Genomic DNA, 19,733 nt, shown 5'->3' with positions numbered 1-19,733 from the left:
ATTGTTTATTGTGATTGTGGGATTCTGCATTGTTTATTGTCATTGCGAGAGATTCGTTAGAATCTCGTGGCGTGTGTTGCGTTAGCAACTCACCCCCCCACACTTGCAAATCTATAATGATAAAACTTAAGAGGATTCTACCACTGCGTCATTGCGAGATTCCGCATAATGACAAAAGGCAAAAACCAATATGTAAGATAAACGGGCAATAAGGAAAGATTTCCCTAAAACTTGTTTTAGAGAAAATCAAGGTTGCCTTTTCTTGTCTGTGAGTTTTGCATTAGGCTTTGGTTTGGATTGTAATGTAATGCGGATTTTTGGGATTCCATTGTTGTATTCTTTAGTTGCTTAGATTATGGATTTGCAAGTATGGGCAAATTGCTCATACAATGTGCGCTACATTGCCTCACGCCACACAATGAGGCAAGGTGGTGGCGCACACTACAAAGCACTAGAATCTTCGTGGGGCTTTAATCCCTAAAATCCTTAGATTCCGATAGAATCTCTCCACGCCAAAATTTGCTTTTTTGTCAATCCGATAGGATAAGACTTTGAGATAATTCAAAATCTCATTCTTAGCGATTCCGCTTGTTTTTGACGCTTTGGCGAGACAGAAATACGGAATCTTCACGCGTTTTTTATAAAAAGCTTGGACTAATCTCTCATAAAAGGCGCAATTTTTTTTCACGCATAATCTCCCAAAGACAAAGGGCAAATGCTCCCGTTTTACCCAAAATTTACCCAAATCCACATAATCTTGCCTTTTTTGGGATTCTTGCTTTAGCACTTCTACCAATGCCCTATCTCCAATCAATACGCGCCCTTGAAGCTTCAAAACTTTTAAAAGCGCGTTGGAAGTAGCAGATTGGTAATCTTCGCCCTTTTCCTTTGGTAAACAAATCACACTTAAAACCTCTTTACGCGCTACGATTCCTACTTGCGTCGCCTTAAAACGCTCTTTTCTAGCCCGAAGCGCAGTGATAGAAGACACAAATCCCGCGTCAATGCGTCCAAATAAAAATTCGCGATTCAGCTTTGCGGGGTAGGATTTTTTCTTGTTATAAAAGATTCCAAAATGCGAGGGTTTTGGATAAGAGCGAACAAAAACTTCAAAAGGTAAAAGATTGAGATAGTCAATTTTGCCGAAACGCATAGAATCCCCTTAAAATTTTCCTTATTTTACCATTTATTGATAATTTTATATCATTTTTTTAAATTTAATCACTTCATAAAGTAATGTTTTACTAAAAATACTATAAAATAATAAATTAATTCCAAAAAACATCAGGATAGGAAGTTTTCAATGAATGAATTACTTTTAGAGACCATCAAAGATTTACCACCCCTCCCTAAAACCGTAATTGAATTGCGTGATTATATTGATTCTAGCGGGGCGGATTTAGAGATTAGCAAAGTCGTTGCGATTATTTCCAAAGACCCTTTGTTGATTGCCGAACTTTTGCGCCTTGCAAACTCGCCGTTTTATGGCTTTTCTCATCAAGTTACCACAATCCAACAAGTCGTTTCCTTGCTTGGTATTAGCAATATCAAAAATGTTGTTCTTGCAAACTCTATTCGTTCTAACTTCTCCATTGATGTTTCACCTTATGGATTGGATACAGGCGTGTTTTTGGCGAATTGCTCTAATGAAGTGGATTTCATTTCAACTTGGTTACAAGAAGAAGACAAAGCCCTTTCAAACGAGCTTGTGCCGTGCGCTATGTTGTTGCGATTGGGTATGATTTTACTCGCTGATATGCTTCTTAAATCCGGCAAAGACAAAGAATTTCTAAGCGAAAATCAAGCGTATAATTTCCAAAATGTTTTTGAATTAGAAAACCAATATTGCGGCGTAGATCATGTAGCGTTTTTGGGATTCTTGTTTGATTATTGGCAGTTTGACGAAAGACTTGTCCAAAGTATCACCCACATAGAAAACCCCCACGCAGCTTCTAGCGAAATCAAAAAAAGTGCCTATGCGTTGGCAGTTACGAATTGTCTTTTTGAGCCTTACCACCCTTTAAGTGCTTTTAATTCTAAAAAATCCATTGCCCTAATCAACGAAGCAACCAATCAAGGAGTTGATTTCAATATGGGTAACTTCTTGGCAAAGCTCCCAAAAGCCGCGCAAGATAATATGATGAAAGACATAGACGATTAGATTCCATCGCCCATTGCAAGATTTTGCATTCAAGAATCTTAAATCCACCCCGTGCGCCTTGCAAGAGTGGATTTAGGATTCTACAATCTCTCTTTAGGTTTCACAAATCTTTAGCTAACAAGCAAAAAGCTCCTAAATCCCTTAATATCTCGCGTCTGCTAGAACAAAAGCGTTTAAAACTTTCGCGCCTTTGGATTCCAAAAACCCTTTTGCTTCCTCTAGCGTCAAGCCTGTGGTGATAATATCATCGACTAGCACAATCTCTTTGCCACATATTTCTCGCTTAAGATAAAATTCGCGCGGGTTTTGTTGGCGGAATTTAAGATTTTTTCCCGCATACGAGACTAGATTTTTCGCATACAGCGTCTGATACAGAGGTTGTAGCCCGGCTTTCTTAAAGTGATACAACAAAATCGCATTATGCGCGTAACCCGACGCACTCACCTTATCATCAATCCCAACCGCATAGGCATTAAGCGGAATCTCTAAAGCATTCTTAAGGTATTGACTTGCCTTTTTGGCTAGGATTCCATAGACTTTGCTGCCTATCACTTGATATTTCGTGTGGAGCAGATATTCAATCTCACTAAAAGTAAAAAAACTATAAACCTTAAAATCTCCCATTTCTCTACATCTTGGGACGATTTTAATGCTCTCCAAACACGCCTTGCAAAAAGTCGCAAAGGTCCAATCTCCACAAATCAAACAGCGCATTATGCGTTGATAAAATCCACGATTCTAGCTGTAATTGTCGCTTGTGGCAAATCCGCAGGAATCCTAAGCGATTCTATGCCCAACCCCTCAATAACCACCCCTAGTCGCTCTTGAAGCTCAAGCAAATATGCGATTCCGCGACTTTCTATTTTATCCTCACTTTTTGCGCCCAATCGCGCTTCAAGGACTTCTTGATTTAATTCTAGCAACACAACTTTATTGGGCAAGATTCCACGCGTCGCAAACAGATTCAAACTCTTTAAAATCCCAAAATCAAAGTCTTTTGCGTATGCGATACCCGAAATCAAACTGCGGTCGCTAATGATGAGACGATTCAAATTAGGTTGCAAAACCTGCGCACTATGCTCGGCTCTGTCCGCCAAAAATAACAAAACTTCCGTTTGTGCGCTCAAATGAAAATTGTTTTGTTCTAACAAAATCCTGCGAATCTCTTTGCCAACCTCTGTCGCACCGGGTTCAAAGGTAAAAACTGCCTGTTTATAGATTTCCTTTAATGCCCGAATCTGTGTGCTTTTCCCGCTTGTATCAATCCCCTCTATGACACAATACATTTAAGAATCCTTAGAATCGCAATCGTTGGATTCTGTATTTTTTGACGCCCTTAAGCTGTCAATTCGCGCCTTAACAGAATTTGGCACTAAATGCGCAATCTCCCCTCCATGCAAAAGAATCGAACGCACCACCGTGGAGCTAATAAAAGCATTTTGGAGTGAGGGCATTAAATAAATCGTCTCCAACTCACGATTCAAAGACGCATTAGCATAGCCCATTTGCAATTCGTATTCAAAATCACTTACAGCCCTAAGCCCACGCACAAGGACTTTGACTTGATGCTCCTTAGCGAAATCTGCGATTAAATTATCAAATGCATACACGCGCACACGAGAAGCAATCTCTTGAGATTCCAAAATCGCGAGATTCACCATATCAACGCGCTCTGCAAGAGAAAAAAGCGGATTTTTGCTACTAGACTTCGCCACGGCGATAATCAACGCATCAAACAACTTACACGCGCGCCAAATCACATCTAAATGCCCCTTGGTAATTGGGTCAAAAGTGCCGGGATATACTGCAATTTTAGACATTAGCCAAAACTCCAAGTGAGCGAACCACCGGCATTTAGCGGGACAATTCCATGAATCTCGTGCGGAATCGCCATAGGTTTTTTGACCAATATCACTTGTTTATCACTTGCATGGATTCCATAGATTCTTTGCGCATTGAGGCTTACAAAGCGTTCTAAATTGTCCATTTTATCGTGCGCTTCAAATATCATCGCAAGAGTTGGCAAAAGAATCGGTGCGCTAAAAATCCCTGCCGCGCCTTTTGCATTCTCTTTACTTCCTTGTAAATGCGGAGCAGAATCGCTACCAAAGGAGAATTTTGAATGCGCATTTAAGGCGACTTCTCTAAGCGCGTCCCTATCTTTGGGGGTTTTTAAAATAGGCTTACAAAACGCGTGAGGATTTAGCGCACCGCCAATCACATCGTCCAAACTCATACTAATATGGTGCAAAGTCAAAGTTGCATAAAGATTTGGGTATTTTTCCACCACGGCAATGGAGCGTCTATCACTTAAATGTTCAAAGATAATTTTAAGACGCGGAAAAGTCTCTGCGAGCTCTATGAAAACCTGATGAAATTCCGCTTCACGCTCTAGCACAAATCCATTGCTTTCTCCATGAATGCTTAAAATCAAATCCAATTCCTGCGCAATCTCCAAAATCTCCAAGATTTTTGGATTCAAAATCTCGCTTACTCCATTTTCACTGCCTGTTGTCGCGCCTTTAGGATAAAGTTTGAGAAAACAAATCCCATTATCCTTTGCCTTAAGTAGCTCATTTCTATCCAAACTCTCTGTCAAATACAGCGACATCATCGGGTTGAATTTTTCCTCACCCATTGCCTCTAAGATTCGTTGTTTGTAAGCAAGTGCAGAATCCACATTAAGAATTGGGGGATTAAGGTTTGGCATTACAAGTGCGCCACTGAAGCTTTTAGCAGTGTATTTTGCAACACTCTTTAACACTTCTCCATCACGCAAATGCAGGTGCATATCCAAAGGGGATTTGAGCGTAATTTGTTCCATTATTTCTCCTTAAGTATGGATTCTAGCAATCCCAAAAGTGCGTTTTGATAGTTTTCAAGGGATTCTAAACTTTTGGCTTCAAAGCGCGTTACAAGCACGGGCGTTGTGTTGCTTGCTCGCACAAGCCCCCAGCCTTGTTCAAAAATCACGCGCACCCCATCAATAGAAATGATTTTAAGAATCTTTGGAAAATCTTTGGGGAGACTTGCGGGATTCTCCAAAAGATTTTTGAGTTTTTCAACCAAAACAAACTTTTTCTCCTCGCAAGTTTCTATTTTTATTTCATCAGTAGAATAGAGTTTCGGCAAAGATTCTAGCACTTTATCAAACTCTAAACCGCTTTGTTTGAGCAATTCTAATACGCGCAACGCAGCATAAGTCGCGTCATCAAACCCAAAATACCTATCATTGAAAAAAATATGCCCACTGACTTCAAACGCCATATGTGCGCCACTTTCTTTAAGCTTGACTTTAAGATTGCTATGTCCTGTTTTATACATAATGCTCTGCCCGATTTTATCAATGCTTTCATACATATTTAAGGAGCATTTCACCTCACCAATAACAATAGGATTTGGAATCGTATGAGCAAAAACGATGGCAAGTTCATCGCCTTTATAAACTTTTTCGCCTTTTTGCGTGTGTTTGATTAACGCCAATCTATCGCCATCTCCATCAAATGCGAATCCAACACCTCCCATTTTGGCAACTTCGTTTTTTAATTCTTGTAGATTCTTTTCCTCGCTAGGGTCTGGGTGGTGGTTTGGGAAATTCCCATCGGGTTCAAAAAACAAGCCTTTAAATGGAATCCCCAAACGCTCCAAAATACGCCCGATTCCAACCCCTGCGATTCCATTGCCACAATCTATTGCAAGAGGCAATTCTAGCCCTTTAAGATGCGCAAACTCTTTTGCCAAATAATCCACATACAAATCCAAAACATTTAACTTTTGTGGCTCAATATGAGGTGGAATCTTCTGCGCAACTTCTTCAAAATCTAGCGCGTAAAACTCCCGCTCTAGCGCGTAAATTTCCTCGCCAAAAAACGGCTCTTTACAAAGCGTAATCTTAAATCCATTGTATTTTGGCGGGTTGTGTGAGCCTGTAATCATCACGCTTCCATCAAGTTTAAGCACTTGTGATTCTATCTTAAACTCACTATAAAGCGCGAAATACCCCACAGGAGTTGGAATCCTACCCAAATGATACGCCACTGCGCCACTTGCAAACACGCCTTGACAAAACCAATCAAAAATTATCTCCGAATGCACACGCGCATCGTATCCAATGCCCAAATTTTTGCCGCCTCTTTTTTGCAATTCCAATCCCAAAAGATAGCCAATGCGCGTAACATTTTCTCGCGTTAAATCCTCATTATAAATCCCACGAATATCGTATTCTCTAAAAATTGCCAATTTTTGCACTTGTTTCCTTATTTTAAATTTTCCAAAACTTCCACTCCATTGATATAAAGTGCCTCTGCTTTTTTACAATACAAAATCAAATTCTGCGCCAAAAATCTTTCATCTTTGGAATCTTTAGGCATTTTAAACACCGCGAAATCCGCTAAATTCCCAACACTCAAAGAGCCAAGATTCCATTGTGTATTCAAAAACGCATTGCGCGTTACGCCAAGTAACAATTCTCTAGCCAAAGATTCCAAAGATTCACCGCAATACGCGAACAAAGCAATGCGCATTTCATCTAACAAAGAAAGGGAATCATTGGAGCTTTTGCCATCTGTGCCTAAACACAATGGAATCCCGTATTCTTTTAATGCTTGAAGATTTAGGAGTTTGGAGTTTAGCAAACGATTAGATTTAGGGCAGCTGATGATTTTCCCTTGCAGTGCGGAAATTTCCTTAAGTATATCAGAATCCGCTTCCAAACAATGCACAAAATAAGCGTTTTTCGTATCTTTAAAAAATTCCAAAAAGCTTTGCGCACTATAAAAAGAGTGCAAATCACTTCCAAAAAACTTCCGATAAAAATCCTTGAAATATCCACTACTTGATTCTAGCCAAACTTTTTCTGCGAAAGATTCCAAAAAATGCACACTTAAAGGCAACTTTTCTGCTTTAGCAACTTCAAGCGTTTTTTCAAGCAATTTAGAATGCACCGAATAGGGAGAATGAATCGCAACAGCCGGAAAAAATCTCTCGCTTTGCTTGGATTTGGAATCCTGCAATCGCGCAAGGAAGTTTTGAAAAAGAAAATCCGAAGCTTCTTCGTTAGAGCCAATCACTTCATTGAAATACAATACACGCAAAGGAGATTTTGATAGAATCTCCAAATCATACCCATAGCTTGAAATCGCACCGACAAACCCCACGCCACTTTGCAAACATTCTCTAACGCCTTGTTCCATCGCGCTTTGTAAGTCCGCATTCATCAACTCTTCGCGATTTGCAATCACGCTATCAAGCCATTTGCCAAATTCCCCAAAATGCAACATTCCCTCGTTTTGGCTAAACTCCAAATGCAAATGCAGATTCGCCAACGCAGGAGTAATTGCGCAGGATTTGTAATAATGGCTTGTCGCATTGGGATATTGTTCGCACAACTTAGCATAGGAATGAATCGCTACAATCTCACCATTTTCAAAGCAGATTCCGCCTTGTTGTAAGACGCGAAAATCCGCATCACAAAGCACGACAAAATCTGCACCAAGAATTTGCATTATGAATTACTACTTTGGTTAAGATTAACATCAAGTTTGTTATAAGGAATCTCAATCCCCTCCGCGTCAAAACGCATTTTGACTTTTTGTTGCATAACAAGGTTGGCGGTGAAATAATTTTCACTTTTAACCCAAAAACGCACAATCAAATCCACACTACTCGCATTAAGCGCATGCACACCGATTACGGGCTTTGGCTCGTCCAAAATCAAAGGTTCTTCTTGGACGATTTCCTCTAATACTTGCTTAGCTTTTTGCAAATCACTTGTATAGCCAATCCCAAAAATCAAATCCATTCTGCGCCTTTCGTTGGCGTTGATATTAATAATTGGCGCACTCACGATACTAGAATTAGGCAAAACCACGACTTGATTATCTAAAGTTGTGAGTTTGGTTTGAAACAAATTAATAGAATCCACTTTGCCCGTGATAGAGCCAACAGAGATTGTATCGCCCTTGTTGAAATGGCGTAAAACAACAAGCAAGATTCCACTTGCAAGGTTAGATAAAGAATCTTTCAAAGAAAGTGCAATCGCCAAACCCGCAGTTCCCAAAACCGCGATAATAGAGGTTGTTTTGACACCCAAATTAGAAAGTGCGGTAATAATCGTCAAAATCAAAACCGCCACAAACACGACATTTTTTAAAAACTCGCCTAAAGTCTCATCTTTGGTTGCTTTAATCACAATCTTAGAAACATATTTAGAGAGGATTCGCGAAAGATAATATCCAATAACCAAAATAAATGCCGCACTAATGAAGTTGGGCAAAAAACTAAAAAACCAATTTTCAAATCTATCCCAAATGAGCAAAAATCTCTCTTCCATATAATAAACTCCTAAATTTTATCTAGTTTTTCACGAATGGTTTGCGCGGAATCCCAAACATCGCTTACCCTCAACAAACATTTCTTTCACCGCACCATAAAATATCCAATCATTATAAGGCGAATCGGGATTGTCCATTATGCAAGTTTCTTTAGGATCTATCAAAATCAAATCCGCGTCATAATCCTCTTGAATCAATCCTTTATGCTGGAATCCTAAGACATTCGCTGGATTCAAACTCAAAATCCTGCTTAAATCTCTTAAAGTCATTCGCTCATTCTTGACAAACAAGGTATAGCACATAGGGACAAAGCATTCAATCATATCAATCCCAAAAGCCGCCTCTTCAAATGCAAGGTCTTTTTGCTCTTGGGATTTCGCAGATTGCAAAGAAGTAATGAGTTCAATTTCTCCCTTTTTGACGCGCCTAAGCAATTTAGCGCGAGTGGATTCGGATTTCAAAGGGGGCTTGATTTTGGCTGCGGTATTGTAGTGATTACACAAATCTTCTGTTAGCATTAAATGATGAATGGAGGTTTGTAAGAAAAGATTTGGAATCTTTTGCTGTGAGGGTTTTAAGCTTAGATTGGCGTTTTTTGCTTCACAAACGATTTCTACGCTTCGCTCACTTGCAAGTGCTAAAAAAATAGCTTTCACGCCCATAAATCTTGCAACTTCGCTAATTTGCGCGACTTCTTTCGTCTCACTTAAAGTCGGGATAGAGGGCAATCCAAGCCGAGAGGAAAGCTCACCATCGTTCATTACGCCATTTGCACTTAGGGATTCGTCTTCACAAGAAAAAAACATAGGCTCATCAAACATTAATGCAAACTCACAAGCGCGTCGCAATAAATTCCCATCAATGTTTGACTTCGCAAAGATTCCCTTCGCGCCTTTTTTATGCAGAATCGCAAGTTCATTTAAAGACTTTGGATTCTCTGCGTTAATAGCGTCTGAAATGCCCAAAATTTGCGCCTTAAAATCATCTTTAAGCGCGTTTAGTAATTCCAATCCTAATTCGCTACTTGTTGTTGGCTTGCAATCTGGAATCAAAACCGCCTGTGAGATTCCGCCTCGTGCTGCTTTATGTGAAAGTTTTAGGAGATTTTCTTTGCTTAGAGTAGAGTTTTCTACGCGTGTGTTTAAATCAATCGCGCCCGGAAGCAAAACAAGATTCTCTGCCTCTAAGACTTCTTCGCCGCTTTTTGGCATAATGCTCCGCTCTACCGCGATAATCTTACCCTCTTCAATTCGGACATCACCTCTTTGTTCCCCATTAGCATCACAAACCATCGCTCCTTTGATTATCATCACGCGCCCTTTTGAAAATAAATTTGGAAATTATGGCAAATTTAAGCTAAAAAATTAATTTTAATCCTCCAAATAATATTCTATCGTAGAAACCACGCGGATATTTTTGATATGTGGGGTGTTTTGGTCGCGATTTGTAATACTAAACTGCCCTTGCGTGGCGCGTTTGATTTTACCAAGTTTGCTATTGGAATCTTTTGCAAACTTCAGTGCGGATTCTCTAGCTTTTAGCGTGGATTCTTCAATCATTTGTGGCTTGATTGCATTGAGTTGTGTGTAGCCATACTCCACCTCATAGGCGTTGATTTTAATCACAATCCCCTCCAATCCAAGCTCTGTAATGCGCCCAAATATCTCGCGTCCAAGCGCAACTTGCTTGGTATATAAAATCACCTCGCCACTACCGGAATAACGATAAGTGATTGCGCCATCACTGCCATATTCATTACTTAGTTTATCTGTGATATTGGGTGAGCCAATCGTAATTTCATCAGAATGGAATCCTAGCTTTTGCAAAAACTCCACAATTTTTTTAGAGTTGCGCTCTGCCTCCGTGTAAAGTGCATGCAAATCATTGTTTGCAAGGCGGAACTTAAGAGGCAAAATCATCACATCTGCCGCAACTTCTTTCTCGCTTAAGCCTTTGACAACGACACTGCGCTCACCTGCGCGAAACTCTTTGATTGCCTCTTTTGCACCCATACCAAGAATCGCACTACTTACAATCAAACACACACCAAGCACGATTGCGCTGATTTTATCCATTTTTTCTCCTTTGGGATTCTCTTGAAAAATCTTTAAAATATGTTTGGGCAAGTGCGCAAATACGCGCAAAAATCGCATCAAAATCCACCCCATAAGCGCGACTATCGCCAATGGTTGTAAAAAAATTCGTATCACCAATGAATCGCGGAATCAAATGCAAATGCAAATGTTCCGGAATCCCCGCACCTCCGGCGCGTTCAATATTCATTCCTAGATTGATTCCTTGTGCGCCAAACTCTTTTAAAAGTGCCACGCCTTGATATGCAATCTTTTGTAAATGTAACCAAACCTCCATATCCAAAAGCTCCGGAGAATGCGTGTGCAAATGCGGAATCACCAAAAAATGCCCGGGCGTATAAGGAAACTTATTCATCACGCAAAACACCTTTTCATCGCGATAAAATACACGATTTGCAAAGTCTGATTGTGTAAAATCTCCATGATTAAAAGGAATCGCAAACTCTTTTACTTCTTTGATTCTTGCTTCTTTAGGTAGCCAATTCTCTTGCGTTTTGATAGTATTTTCGCATAAATTAATTCCTTGTGAAATCGCACAAAAAACGCATTCTTGGCTTTTTCCACTGAAATAACCACTGCGCCATGGAGCATAAAGATAATTCATTTTGATTTCCTCGTTGTTTTCTGTGTTTTTGGATTCTGCTAAATTGTTTTAGTTTCTAATTTTAAAAAAATCCAAACGCGCCTTAAATATAGCTTGGCGCGTCGTTAGCAAAAAGAATCAGATTCCCGCTATCGGTGGTAGTTTTCAAAATATGTTCAATATGTGCTTTATCTTTGAGGATTATTTTTTGGGGTTTATGAATGGATTTGCGCAAAAGCTTAGAGTTTAATTCACCGGTGATAATCGCAAGGTCAAAGACTTTATCAATCGCTTCACCAAGCGTAATATTAGCTTCTTTTGAGCTTTCTACAAGACCCGGTGTTACGATAATCTTCTTGCCATTATGTAAAGAAGAAAGGCGAATGGCTTCAAGCATTCCATCAAGATTCCCATTATAACTATCATCTAAAATGATTTTTTCATTGACGACAATTTTGCTTAAGCGGTGGTTGATGGGTTCTAGCTTCTGCACACGCTTGATTAAATGCTCATCACTCACGCCCAAATCTTTCGCCACCGCAATCGCAGCACTAATATTAATCACATTAAATGCGCCCAAAATGCGCGTCGTAAAGTCTAGCTTTTTGCCACCAATTTTAAGGGTAAATCGCGTCCCTTCAAGCGTTGCTACGATTTCACTCACATCTTTAGGGAAATTCACGATTCTAACAGGACAATTCGTCGGCTGGATATTTCCCTCGTAAATATAGGCTTGACGCAAATCTTTGCTCTCTAAAATCTCGTATTTTGCGCTATAAATGTTTTCTATGCTCTTGAAGTATTCAATATGCGCCTCGCCAATTTTCCCCACAACTGCAATTTGCGGAGAAAGCAAATCCACAATCTCTTTAATATCTCCCGCGCCTCTAGCACCTGCTTCTACGATATAAATATCCGTTAGAGGCGAAAGGTTTTGATTAATATCGGCAATGATTCCCGTAAGTGTATTTACGCTTCTTGGCGTAGCATAGACTTTGAAACTTTCTTGTAGCATTTGAAACAAGAAATTTTTAAGGCTTGTTTTACCATAGCTACCGGTTACAGCGATGATTGTGAGGTTTGGCATACTCTCTAGTTTATCGGTTGCAAGTTTCTTGTAACGATTGAGTAGGATTTTTTCCAACAAAGAAGAAAGTGCAATAGAAATAAAAAGCGGGAATAAATACACCATTTGAATCAAAAAGGAATATTCTGCGACTTTTAAAAGCAACAATTCATTAAACAAAATAAAGGCGATATACAAGCCAAAAAAGCGCAATACTCTACTTGTCAGCACCAAGCGTTTGCTTAGATGAAAAACCCATATACCCAACAAAATAAGGTAAAGATACAAGCCAACATAAAAATAGAGATTATTTGGAATCAAGACAAAATAAACAACCGGCAAAACAAAATAAAACAAATGCCACTTTTGCTTGTGATGCCTAAATAGCACACGCATAACTTTGTAATGATACCATTGGAGATTTATCATCGCATAGTAGCCCAACGCGATAAGAAAAATCCAACGGGTCGCCATAATGAAAATATCAATGCTTTGCAAATGGAATCCTTAAGAAAAATTACGCAATTCTAGCGAATTTTAGATAAATTTTATTTATTTTTGGCGTTGAAATACAATTTTTCAATCTCTTTTGCACCCTTTAAAAAGAAAAAATGATCTTCTTTTAACACAAAAAGCTTGGAATCTTGTATCAAAGAATGAATCCTCTCACCAGATTTTAAAGGCGTAGCAAGGTCGTTTTCTCCCCAAAAAATATAACAAGGATTCTTAAAAGACGCAAAAATGCTTGTAAAATCCTCATCTACGACATTTTTAAAGGTTTGATACATAATTTCGTCCATATTTTCTACATCTTTAGAACGCAAAAAACGCTTTAAGATTCCATTGAGCTTGGGCGCGAGACGATTAAGGGATTTGGCAATCACGATTTTTAGACGAATCTTAAGAGTTTTTGGCACTCTAATCCCCGCGCTACTTAGCAAAATCAGCTCTTTGGGTTGTAACAAAGTCGCAACTTTGCCTCCAAAACTATGCCCTAAAATCGTGCATTGGCAAGGCTCTATTGTAAGCTGCTTTAAAAAAATTTTGAGGATTTCTGCATAATCAAAAGTATTCAGCGCAAAAGGAGGCGTAGGGGAGTTTCCAAATCCGGGCATATCAATGTAGCAATGCCTAAATTCCTGAAATAAAGAACCAAAAGCTTGTTTCATCAAGGCTTTACTAGCTCCCCAACCATGCAAGATGACAAGAATCGGCGCGGTTTTGTTTTGGGATTCTACAATTTCATAAGAAATTGTGAAAACTTGCCCTTGATATTCTATTCTTTTTTGCGCCACTATTTGCCTTTTGCGAATTGAATTTTATGCAAAAACTCATAAGCAACTTTGATTTCATTGGGCTTTGGAAGTGCTTTAGAAATTTCTTGTAAGGCGGTTTGAAAATCCTTAAATAAATAATTTGCAAGACTTCCGGGAATCGGATTGATTTCATTTAAATAACACTGATTGTCTTTGACAAAAAAATCGCAACGAATCAACGCGCCTTCAAAGAGATTCTGATAGAGTTTGCTAAAGTTTGCTTCTAAAGTCTGCTTTAAATCCTGCGGAATATCCGCTTCTTTGGCGTTTCCTGTGCGCGAGAAATCCAAATATTTCTTTTCAAAATCCAAATATTTCTTTTTTTCTGGTTCTTCTATAAAAGAAAACTGCATTCCCTCTTTAGACTTAAAACCTGCCAAATTATATTCTTTAATCCCCTCTACAAAGGGTTCAATCAAGACTTTTTCATCAAATTCAAAGGCAGATTCTAGCGCGTATTCTAACTTCTCTTTGGATTCTACGATGTTAATCCCAATGGAGCTTCCAAGCCTTGCAGGTTTGATAATCAAAGGAAACTTTAAATCCTCTAGCAAGGGCATATCACGATAAAGCACACGATATTCAAGACGCGCCACTCCCCTACTCTCTGCTAAAAGCTTTGTAAGTTCTTTATCAAAACTTAAAACACACGCAGGGTTGCGCGGACCAATATAAGGAATCCCATAAAAATCCAATAAACTCGCGACACTTCCATCTTCCCCGTCTCCGCCGTGAATGAGGTTTATCAAAATAGGCAGATTAAGCGGCTTCTCTCCAAATAATGTGCGGACAAAGAATCCGTCTTTTTTGGGGTAAATTTTTTGGGCTTTGGTATATTCTTGAGAACTAAAAAATTTGGATTGCATCTTTTGGGCAGGAATAAGATAAAAATTATGCAAAGCGTCCAAAAAAACAAAATGTTGAATCTGTGGAAGCAACTTTTTAATCGCAATCGCACTCACAATGCTAATTTCGTGTTCATAGGATTTTCCACCAAATAAAATACAAAAATTCACAATCTTTCCTCCAAACAAAATAATCCTAAAATCATACCAAAAGTTTAAATAAAGTCGCTAGGATTCCGACTATAAAATCAATAAAATAAAATGATTGATTTTGATTTAATGATAAAATATTTTTCATCAAGCCTAAAAAACAAAATCACAAATCTTATGCACTCTGCCTTTGAGATATAACCTTTGATTTTCTATCCTTAGATACAAATCCTCGCTACTTGCGGGGTTAAAAAGACAAGGATTTGGAATCTTGTTTTGAGAAAACAGATAATAAAACATTGCTGCCATTCCTGTGCCACACGCCAAAGTCTCGTCTTCTACTCCGCGTTCAAAAGTCCGCGCCAACACTCTATCTCCTTGAAGTGTGGCGATATTCACATTAGCATTGTATTTGTGTCGCAATGTGCGTAAATCCTCTTTGTTTAATTCGTCTTTTTTCTCACAAACCAAATGTGGCACACCCGTATCAATCAAAGCCCAAGTGTTGCCAAACTCCAAGATTCCTTCTTTTAAAACCTCAACGCCACTTAAAGCACTTTCTACTTCTCCTTGATTCACTACTGCGTCAATCACACCCGCGAGTGTGAGAAATCTTTGTCTATCCCCTGCGATTCCTAAATCTTTCGCATACATCGCCGCAGCCCGACTTCCATTGCCACACATTGTGGCGATACTACCATCGCAGTTATAAAACTCCCATTCAAAATCATATTCCAAATGTGGCTTCAAGATTATCAAGCCATCTGCACCCACTCCTTGATGGCGATTGCAGACTTTTCGCGCTAATTCATCAAAAGCATAAGTTTGCTTCCCAAAAGTATGTGTGATGATAAAGTCATTGCCACTTGCTGAATATTTACTGAAAAACATAAAATTCTCCTTATTTTTCTTTCATAAAAAATTAAATTTTGCGATTCTCTCTAAAAACTCTGCTATTATTATAACTAGATTTTCTCTAAAAGGATATTTATGGAATTTTTCCTCGCTTTTGTGGGTTTCGCCTCACTAATTTTAATTGTTTATCTTCTTTTGACGGACAAAACCACTCCATCGGTTGCTTTTATTATCGTCTCTGGTATAAGTGCAATTTTGCTTGTTTTGTTGGATACGAATTTTCATTTAGGAATCGGAAGTCTCCTTAAAGAAAAGTTTGATATTGCGTATTTTGCGAAAATGGAGAATCCTGTGTTTGATTTTAATGCGCTCAAATACTTTATCCGACAAGGAATCAACAGCGTAAGCTCCACAGCGGTTTTGTTTATTTTTGCGATTCTATTCTTTGGGCTCTTAAACGAAGCGGGTGTTTTTAACACAATGATTAATTACCTGTTAAGATTCAGTAAAAACAATGTATATAGCATTTGTATCTTAACCGTGGTTATTTCTGTTGTCGTGCATTTAGATGGTTCTGGGGCTTCTAGCTTTTTGATAGTGATTCCGGCAATGTTGCCAATCTATGAAAAGTTAGGAATCCGTAAAACAACACTAATGACAATTATGGCAGTTTCGCTTGGAGTCATGAATCTCCTTCCGTGGGGAGGTCCAACACTGCGTGCAGCAACCATTATTAACACAGAAGCAAACGAGATTTGGCATCAATTAATCCCGATTCAAATCACAGGGCTTTTATGCGCGTTGGGCATTGCGATTTTCTTGGCAAGACAAGAAATTCAAAGAGGCGCAGGGAGAATTGCAGCTGATGAGGATTTCCACCAATTAGCACTTGGCGAACATCATCAAAGTAGCCAATTTTTCTTAAATATTCTCTTGCTTTTGGCGATTCTAGCACTTTTGGTTGCAAACATTCTTCCAAGTTATTTTTTGTTTATGCTTGGATTCTGCTTTGCTTTATTTATCAATTATCCCAAGCTAGAAGTTGCACAAAAACTCATTGACAAATATTCTAAAAGCGCGATTTTAATGGCAACAACGCTTTTTGGGGCTGGAATCCTTATTGGCGTTTTTGACAAAACAGGCATTATGAAAGTGATGGCAAATGTGATTTTGGAAATTTTACCTGATTGGGCATTAATCTTGATTCCGCTTATTGTGGGCATTAGCGCAGTTCCTATGGCGTTAATTTTCTGCACAGATTCTTACTTTTTTGGCATTATGCCTATTGTCATTGGAATCACCTCTGCCTTGGGAATTGACCCTATGAGCATTGCGATTATTATGGTTGTCGCTAGAAATTGTGCGACTTTTATTTCTCCTGTCGTCCCAGCAACACTTCTAGGTTGTGGAATCAGTGGCGTGAGCATCAAAGAACATATCAGCAAAAGCTTCTTTTATGTTTGGGGTGTTTCTATTGTTTGTCTAAGCGTGGGCGCGGTTTTGGGGATTATAAAATTCTTTTGATTGCGCGGATTCCATTACTTAGGTGGGAAAGGAGAATCCCACCTTTTAGGCTATTTTATTTTGGATTATCCAAGCAATGCGTCTAAGCGACTTTGCAAATATTGCGCGTTAAAAGAAGCGGCATAAAGAGAGGCGTTTTCTTTAAGTTTTGCCGCATTAAGTTCATTATAGTTTTCCGCCAAATCATCTTTCATTAATCCACCCTCTGCGGCTTTTAGATTCACCACCGTATTCATACTTGCATTCACTCCTGATTGGATTCCATTCATTGCAGAACCAATATCCGCGCGTTTTGAATTGACATTGTTAATAAAGTCCAAAATGCTTTGTTGGTTATTGACACTAAGCCCAGAAACATTAGGAGCTTGCATATTAATACTTTCTGTTCCATTGCCTGTTACAAAGCTCATTTGCCCACTAAAAACATTCTTACCATTAAAAACCGCTTGACTTGTCGCATCACTCATGGAGCGCGTAAGCGCATTTGCTTCGCTTTCAATCATTGCTCTTTGTTCGCTATTTAACGCAGGATTTCCCAAAGCAACAGAAAGTTCGTTCATACGAATTGCAGAATCTGTAATATTAGAAAGGGTCGCATCGGCAATTTGCATCACACCTAGCGCGTCATTTGCATTGCGGATTCCTTGAGACATTGAGTTTGCTTGAGATAAAAGCGCGTTTGCTAATGCCAAACTCGCACCATCAGTCGCCTCTAAAGGTCGTGGGGAAGAAATATTTTTCAACGCCTCTTTTTCGTTATTTTTCGCTCTATTTAGATTAATCAAGCTTTCGCTTGTGGTTTGTGTGTTTCCAATTTTCATTGTTATCTCCTTAATAATGAATTTGCTTCCTTGCAATTTTTATAAACTACAAGCATTTATCGTTCCACTTTTATCTTTTTTCCGCTTCATTTGCCATTTTTTGCTCTAAATATTTCGTGTGAATCACTCCTCTTTTGAAATCATCGTTTTTCATCATCTCTTGATGAAACGCAATCGTTGTTTTGATTCCCTCCACGCAAAACTCGTCCAACGCACGCGACATTCTTGCAATTGCTTCTTTGCGATTCTTGCCCCAAACAATCAGTTTGCCAATCATAGAATCGTAAAACATCGGCACAACATAACCTGCATACGCGTGACTATCAAGGCGCACATTGCCACCGCCCGGAGCAATCCATTTCGTGATTTTACCTGCTGATGGATAGAATTTCACAGGATCTTCCGCTGTGATTCTGCATTCCATCGCACAACCTTTGAAATAGATTTCTTCTTGCTTGGGCAGGGTTTTCCCCTCTGCGATTTGAATCATTAATTCAATAATATCCAATCCGCTAACAAGCTCACTTACAGGGTGTTCTACTTGCAAACGCGTATTCATTTCCATAAAATAAAAGTTTTGGTTGGAATCTAGCAAAAACTCATAAGTCCCTGCACCAACATATTTTATAGCTTTTGTCGCTGTAATAGCGGTTTCTAGCAATTTTTGACGCGTTTTAGGCTCTAGTGTGGGTGCTGGGGATTCTTCAATTAGCTTTTGGTGGCGTCTTTGCAAAGAGCAATCCCGCTCCCCAACATGCAAAACATTTCCATGTTTATCAGCGAGAATCTGCACTTCAATATGTTTGGGCTTATCAATGAATTTTTCCATATAAATTGTGCCATCTCCAAACGCACTAATTGCTTCGCTTTCTGCGGCAAGATAGGCATTAAACATATTCTCTTCTCTCTCCACGATTCGCATACCGCGTCCGCCGCCACCCGCTGCGGCTTTAAGTATCACAGGATAGCCGATTTCTTTTGCAAGTTTTAGGGCTTCTTCTTTGGAAACTACTGCACCATCGCTTCCGGGAATCACAGGCACACCGGCATTTTTCATCACTTCTTTTGCCTTGCTTTTATCGCTCATAAGAGCCATTACATCGGGGTTTGGTCCTATAAATTCAATCTTGTGATGTTTGCAAATTTCAACGAAGTTTTGATTCTCGCTTAAGAATCCATATCCGGGAAAAATCGCGTCCGCGTTAAAAAGCTCCGCTGCGGAAATAATCGCAGGGATATTGAGATAGCTTTCGCTAGATTTATCCCCGCCAATGCACACTTTCGCGTCCGCTAAGTCCAAGTAATGCGCATCTTTATCCGCTGTAGAATACACTGCAATTGCTTTTTTGCCCATTTCTTTGATGGTGCGGATTGCTCTTAGGGCAATCTCGCCACGATTTGCAATTAAAATGGTATTAATCTCTTTTGGAGATTCTTTTAGTGTTTCTTGCATTAGATTTTCTCCACCACAAATAAAGGCGAATTGTATTCCACAGGTTGCGCGTCATTGGGGATAATCTCTTTAATCACACAATCAAACTCCGCTTCAATTTCATTCATAATTTTCATGGCTTCAATGATTCCTAAAGTTTGTCCTTTTTTGACTTTATCCCCAACATTCACATAAGCAGGAGTATCAGGGGAAGGACAACGATAAAAAGTCCCAACCATTGGGGAGTTAATTGTCTCACCTGAAAGTTGCGGCGCAGCAGGTGCAGAAGCGACAGGAGCGATTTGAGGAAGGCTTTGCGGTGTGAGAGTAGGAACGCTAAGTGGCGCGTTTTGCGATTCCACCACGACTGAAGTAGCGCAACTTTGTCCTTTTTCAAGTTTGATTTTTGAATTTTCTTGTGAAATGCTAAGACGATTCAAATTACTTGCGTCAAAGATTTCTATGAGTTCTTTTATCTCTTTAAAATTCATTTTAAGCCTTTGTTAGAAATAGAATCTTAAGCATTTCTTTGGCATTTCCAAAGAATTTTGCTTG

General features: G+C 39.2%; 20 protein-coding genes. 2 read left to right on the top strand and 18 right to left on the bottom strand.

Features of this window, described 5'->3' with window-relative positions; genetic code table 11:
* Positions 1-451: 451 nt before the first annotated feature.
* The gene (locus LS69_RS07765; protein WP_138123801.1) at positions 452-1,153 is read right to left on the bottom strand and encodes an MqnA/MqnD/SBP family protein; all 702 of its coding nucleotides are present in this window, start codon (positions 1,151-1,153) and stop codon (positions 452-454) included.
* Between the two features lie 150 nt (positions 1,154-1,303).
* Here LS69_RS07765 and LS69_RS07760 point away from each other — a divergent pair, with 150 nt between their 5' ends.
* Positions 1,304-2,161: an HDOD domain-containing protein gene (locus LS69_RS07760; RefSeq protein ID WP_138123799.1), complete on the top strand. Its 858-nt coding sequence runs from the start codon at positions 1,304-1,306 to the stop codon at positions 2,159-2,161.
* Positions 2,162-2,302: 141 nt separating this feature from the next.
* Here LS69_RS07760 and LS69_RS07755 read toward each other — a convergent pair whose 3' ends face one another.
* The 14 genes from LS69_RS07755 to dapF all read right to left on the bottom strand — a co-directional run bounded on the left by LS69_RS07755 (position 2,303) and on the right by dapF (position 15,437).
* On the bottom strand, positions 2,303-2,875 hold the full coding sequence (locus tag LS69_RS07755) for a phosphoribosyltransferase family protein (RefSeq protein WP_138123797.1): 573 nt from the start codon (positions 2,873-2,875) through the stop codon (positions 2,303-2,305).
* The gene (gene tmk / locus LS69_RS07750; RefSeq protein ID WP_138123795.1) at positions 2,875-3,447 is read right to left on the bottom strand and encodes a dTMP kinase; all 573 of its coding nucleotides are present in this window, start codon (positions 3,445-3,447) and stop codon (positions 2,875-2,877) included. The genes LS69_RS07755 and tmk overlap by 1 nt, the downstream gene beginning before the upstream one ends.
* On the bottom strand, positions 3,448-3,981 hold the full coding sequence (gene coaD / locus LS69_RS07745; protein WP_138123793.1) for a pantetheine-phosphate adenylyltransferase: 534 nt from the start codon (positions 3,979-3,981) through the stop codon (positions 3,448-3,450).
* Positions 3,981-4,985: a dihydroorotase gene (pyrC, locus tag LS69_RS07740; protein WP_138123791.1), complete on the bottom strand. Its 1,005-nt coding sequence runs from the start codon at positions 4,983-4,985 to the stop codon at positions 3,981-3,983. Before pyrC ends, coaD begins: the two co-directional genes overlap by 1 nt.
* Positions 4,985-6,409 carry a phosphomannomutase/phosphoglucomutase gene (locus tag LS69_RS07735; RefSeq protein WP_138123789.1) on the bottom strand — a complete coding sequence of 475 codons (1,425 nt, stop codon included), beginning with the start codon at positions 6,407-6,409 and terminating at the stop codon, positions 4,985-4,987. Before LS69_RS07735 ends, pyrC begins: the two co-directional genes overlap by 1 nt.
* 8 nt (positions 6,410-6,417) lie before the next feature.
* The gene (locus LS69_RS07730; protein WP_138123787.1) at positions 6,418-7,665 is read right to left on the bottom strand and encodes an aminofutalosine deaminase family hydrolase; all 1,248 of its coding nucleotides are present in this window, start codon (positions 7,663-7,665) and stop codon (positions 6,418-6,420) included.
* The gene (locus tag LS69_RS07725; protein WP_138123785.1) at positions 7,665-8,492 is read right to left on the bottom strand and encodes a mechanosensitive ion channel domain-containing protein; all 828 of its coding nucleotides are present in this window, start codon (positions 8,490-8,492) and stop codon (positions 7,665-7,667) included. Before LS69_RS07725 ends, LS69_RS07730 begins: the two co-directional genes overlap by 1 nt.
* 30 nt (positions 8,493-8,522) lie before the next feature.
* Positions 8,523-9,803 carry an amidohydrolase family protein gene (locus tag LS69_RS07720; RefSeq protein ID WP_138123783.1) on the bottom strand — a complete coding sequence of 427 codons (1,281 nt, stop codon included), beginning with the start codon at positions 9,801-9,803 and terminating at the stop codon, positions 8,523-8,525.
* Between the two features lie 60 nt (positions 9,804-9,863).
* A complete protein-coding gene (locus LS69_RS07715) occupies positions 9,864-10,568 on the bottom strand; it encodes an SIMPL domain-containing protein (protein WP_138123781.1) in 705 nt (234 codons plus the stop codon).
* Positions 10,561-11,190 carry an HIT domain-containing protein gene (locus tag LS69_RS07710; RefSeq protein ID WP_138123779.1) on the bottom strand — a complete coding sequence of 210 codons (630 nt, stop codon included), beginning with the start codon at positions 11,188-11,190 and terminating at the stop codon, positions 10,561-10,563. Before LS69_RS07710 ends, LS69_RS07715 begins: the two co-directional genes overlap by 8 nt.
* A gap of 82 nt (positions 11,191-11,272) precedes the next feature.
* Entirely contained in the window at positions 11,273-12,733 is a 1,461-nt protein-coding gene (gene murF, locus LS69_RS07705; RefSeq protein WP_194145467.1) for a UDP-N-acetylmuramoyl-tripeptide--D-alanyl-D-alanine ligase, read from the bottom strand.
* A gap of 50 nt (positions 12,734-12,783) precedes the next feature.
* The gene (locus LS69_RS07700) at positions 12,784-13,530 is read right to left on the bottom strand and encodes an alpha/beta hydrolase (RefSeq protein WP_138123777.1); all 747 of its coding nucleotides are present in this window, start codon (positions 13,528-13,530) and stop codon (positions 12,784-12,786) included.
* Positions 13,530-14,567 carry a D-alanine--D-alanine ligase gene (locus LS69_RS07695; protein ID WP_138123775.1) on the bottom strand — a complete coding sequence of 346 codons (1,038 nt, stop codon included), beginning with the start codon at positions 14,565-14,567 and terminating at the stop codon, positions 13,530-13,532. Before LS69_RS07695 ends, LS69_RS07700 begins: the two co-directional genes overlap by 1 nt.
* A gap of 132 nt (positions 14,568-14,699) precedes the next feature.
* Positions 14,700-15,437, bottom strand: coding sequence for a diaminopimelate epimerase (dapF, locus tag LS69_RS07690; protein WP_138123773.1), 738 nt, complete (start codon positions 15,435-15,437; stop codon positions 14,700-14,702).
* A 99-nt stretch (positions 15,438-15,536) separates the two neighbouring features.
* Between dapF and LS69_RS07685 the strand changes: the two genes are divergently transcribed.
* Positions 15,537-16,925 carry an SLC13 family permease gene (locus LS69_RS07685; protein WP_138123771.1) on the top strand — a complete coding sequence of 463 codons (1,389 nt, stop codon included), beginning with the start codon at positions 15,537-15,539 and terminating at the stop codon, positions 16,923-16,925.
* 65 nt (positions 16,926-16,990) lie between these two features.
* Here the strand turns inward: LS69_RS07685 and LS69_RS07680 are convergent, their stop codons facing one another.
* The 3 genes from LS69_RS07680 to accB all read right to left on the bottom strand — a co-directional run bounded on the left by LS69_RS07680 (position 16,991) and on the right by accB (position 19,669).
* Complete coding sequence (locus LS69_RS07680; RefSeq protein ID WP_138123769.1) at positions 16,991-17,746, bottom strand: flagellin; 756 nt, start codon at positions 17,744-17,746, stop codon at positions 16,991-16,993.
* A 70-nt stretch (positions 17,747-17,816) separates the two neighbouring features.
* Positions 17,817-19,199: an acetyl-CoA carboxylase biotin carboxylase subunit gene (locus LS69_RS07675; RefSeq protein ID WP_138123767.1), complete on the bottom strand. Its 1,383-nt coding sequence runs from the start codon at positions 19,197-19,199 to the stop codon at positions 17,817-17,819.
* On the bottom strand, positions 19,199-19,669 hold the full coding sequence (gene accB / locus LS69_RS07670; RefSeq protein ID WP_138123765.1) for an acetyl-CoA carboxylase biotin carboxyl carrier protein: 471 nt from the start codon (positions 19,667-19,669) through the stop codon (positions 19,199-19,201). The genes LS69_RS07675 and accB overlap by 1 nt, the downstream gene beginning before the upstream one ends.
* Positions 19,670-19,733 lie beyond the last annotated feature (64 nt).

Origin of the sequence: Helicobacter sp. MIT 05-5294 (assembly GCF_000765675.1) — a bacterium.
Lineage (GTDB): Bacteria > Campylobacterota > Campylobacteria > Campylobacterales > Helicobacteraceae > Helicobacter_D.
This window is presented reverse-complemented; position numbering and strand designations above follow the sequence as displayed.

What these genes read in the sequence shown, in the direction of transcription:
- accB (WP_138123765.1), bottom strand. Translation starts at nt 19,669, where the DNA reads ATGAATTTTAAAGAGATAAAAGAACTCATAGAAATCTTTGACGCAAGT.
- LS69_RS07765 (WP_138123801.1), bottom strand. Translation starts at nt 1,153, where the DNA reads ATGCGTTTCGGCAAAATTGACTATCTCAATCTTTTACCTTTTGAAGTT.
- LS69_RS07730 (WP_138123787.1), bottom strand. Translation starts at nt 7,665, where the DNA reads ATGCAAATTCTTGGTGCAGATTTTGTCGTGCTTTGTGATGCGGATTTT.
- LS69_RS07675 (WP_138123767.1), bottom strand. Translation starts at nt 19,199, where the DNA reads ATGCAAGAAACACTAAAAGAATCTCCAAAAGAGATTAATACCATTTTA.
- pyrC (WP_138123791.1), bottom strand. Translation starts at nt 4,985, where the DNA reads ATGGAACAAATTACGCTCAAATCCCCTTTGGATATGCACCTGCATTTG.
- coaD (WP_138123793.1), bottom strand. Translation starts at nt 3,981, where the DNA reads ATGTCTAAAATTGCAGTATATCCCGGCACTTTTGACCCAATTACCAAG.
- LS69_RS07685 (WP_138123771.1), top strand. Translation starts at nt 15,537, where the DNA reads ATGGAATTTTTCCTCGCTTTTGTGGGTTTCGCCTCACTAATTTTAATT.
- dapF (WP_138123773.1), bottom strand. Translation starts at nt 15,437, where the DNA reads ATGTTTTTCAGTAAATATTCAGCAAGTGGCAATGACTTTATCATCACA.
- LS69_RS07680 (WP_138123769.1), bottom strand. Translation starts at nt 17,746, where the DNA reads ATGAAAATTGGAAACACACAAACCACAAGCGAAAGCTTGATTAATCTA.
- LS69_RS07720 (WP_138123783.1), bottom strand. Translation starts at nt 9,803, where the DNA reads ATGATAATCAAAGGAGCGATGGTTTGTGATGCTAATGGGGAACAAAGA.
- LS69_RS07715 (WP_138123781.1), bottom strand. Translation starts at nt 10,568, where the DNA reads ATGGATAAAATCAGCGCAATCGTGCTTGGTGTGTGTTTGATTGTAAGT.
- LS69_RS07725 (WP_138123785.1), bottom strand. Translation starts at nt 8,492, where the DNA reads ATGGAAGAGAGATTTTTGCTCATTTGGGATAGATTTGAAAATTGGTTT.
- LS69_RS07760 (WP_138123799.1), top strand. Translation starts at nt 1,304, where the DNA reads ATGAATGAATTACTTTTAGAGACCATCAAAGATTTACCACCCCTCCCT.
- tmk (WP_138123795.1), bottom strand. Translation starts at nt 3,447, where the DNA reads ATGTATTGTGTCATAGAGGGGATTGATACAAGCGGGAAAAGCACACAG.
- LS69_RS07755 (WP_138123797.1), bottom strand. Translation starts at nt 2,875, where the DNA reads ATGCGCTGTTTGATTTGTGGAGATTGGACCTTTGCGACTTTTTGCAAG.
- LS69_RS07710 (WP_138123779.1), bottom strand. Translation starts at nt 11,190, where the DNA reads ATGAATTATCTTTATGCTCCATGGCGCAGTGGTTATTTCAGTGGAAAA.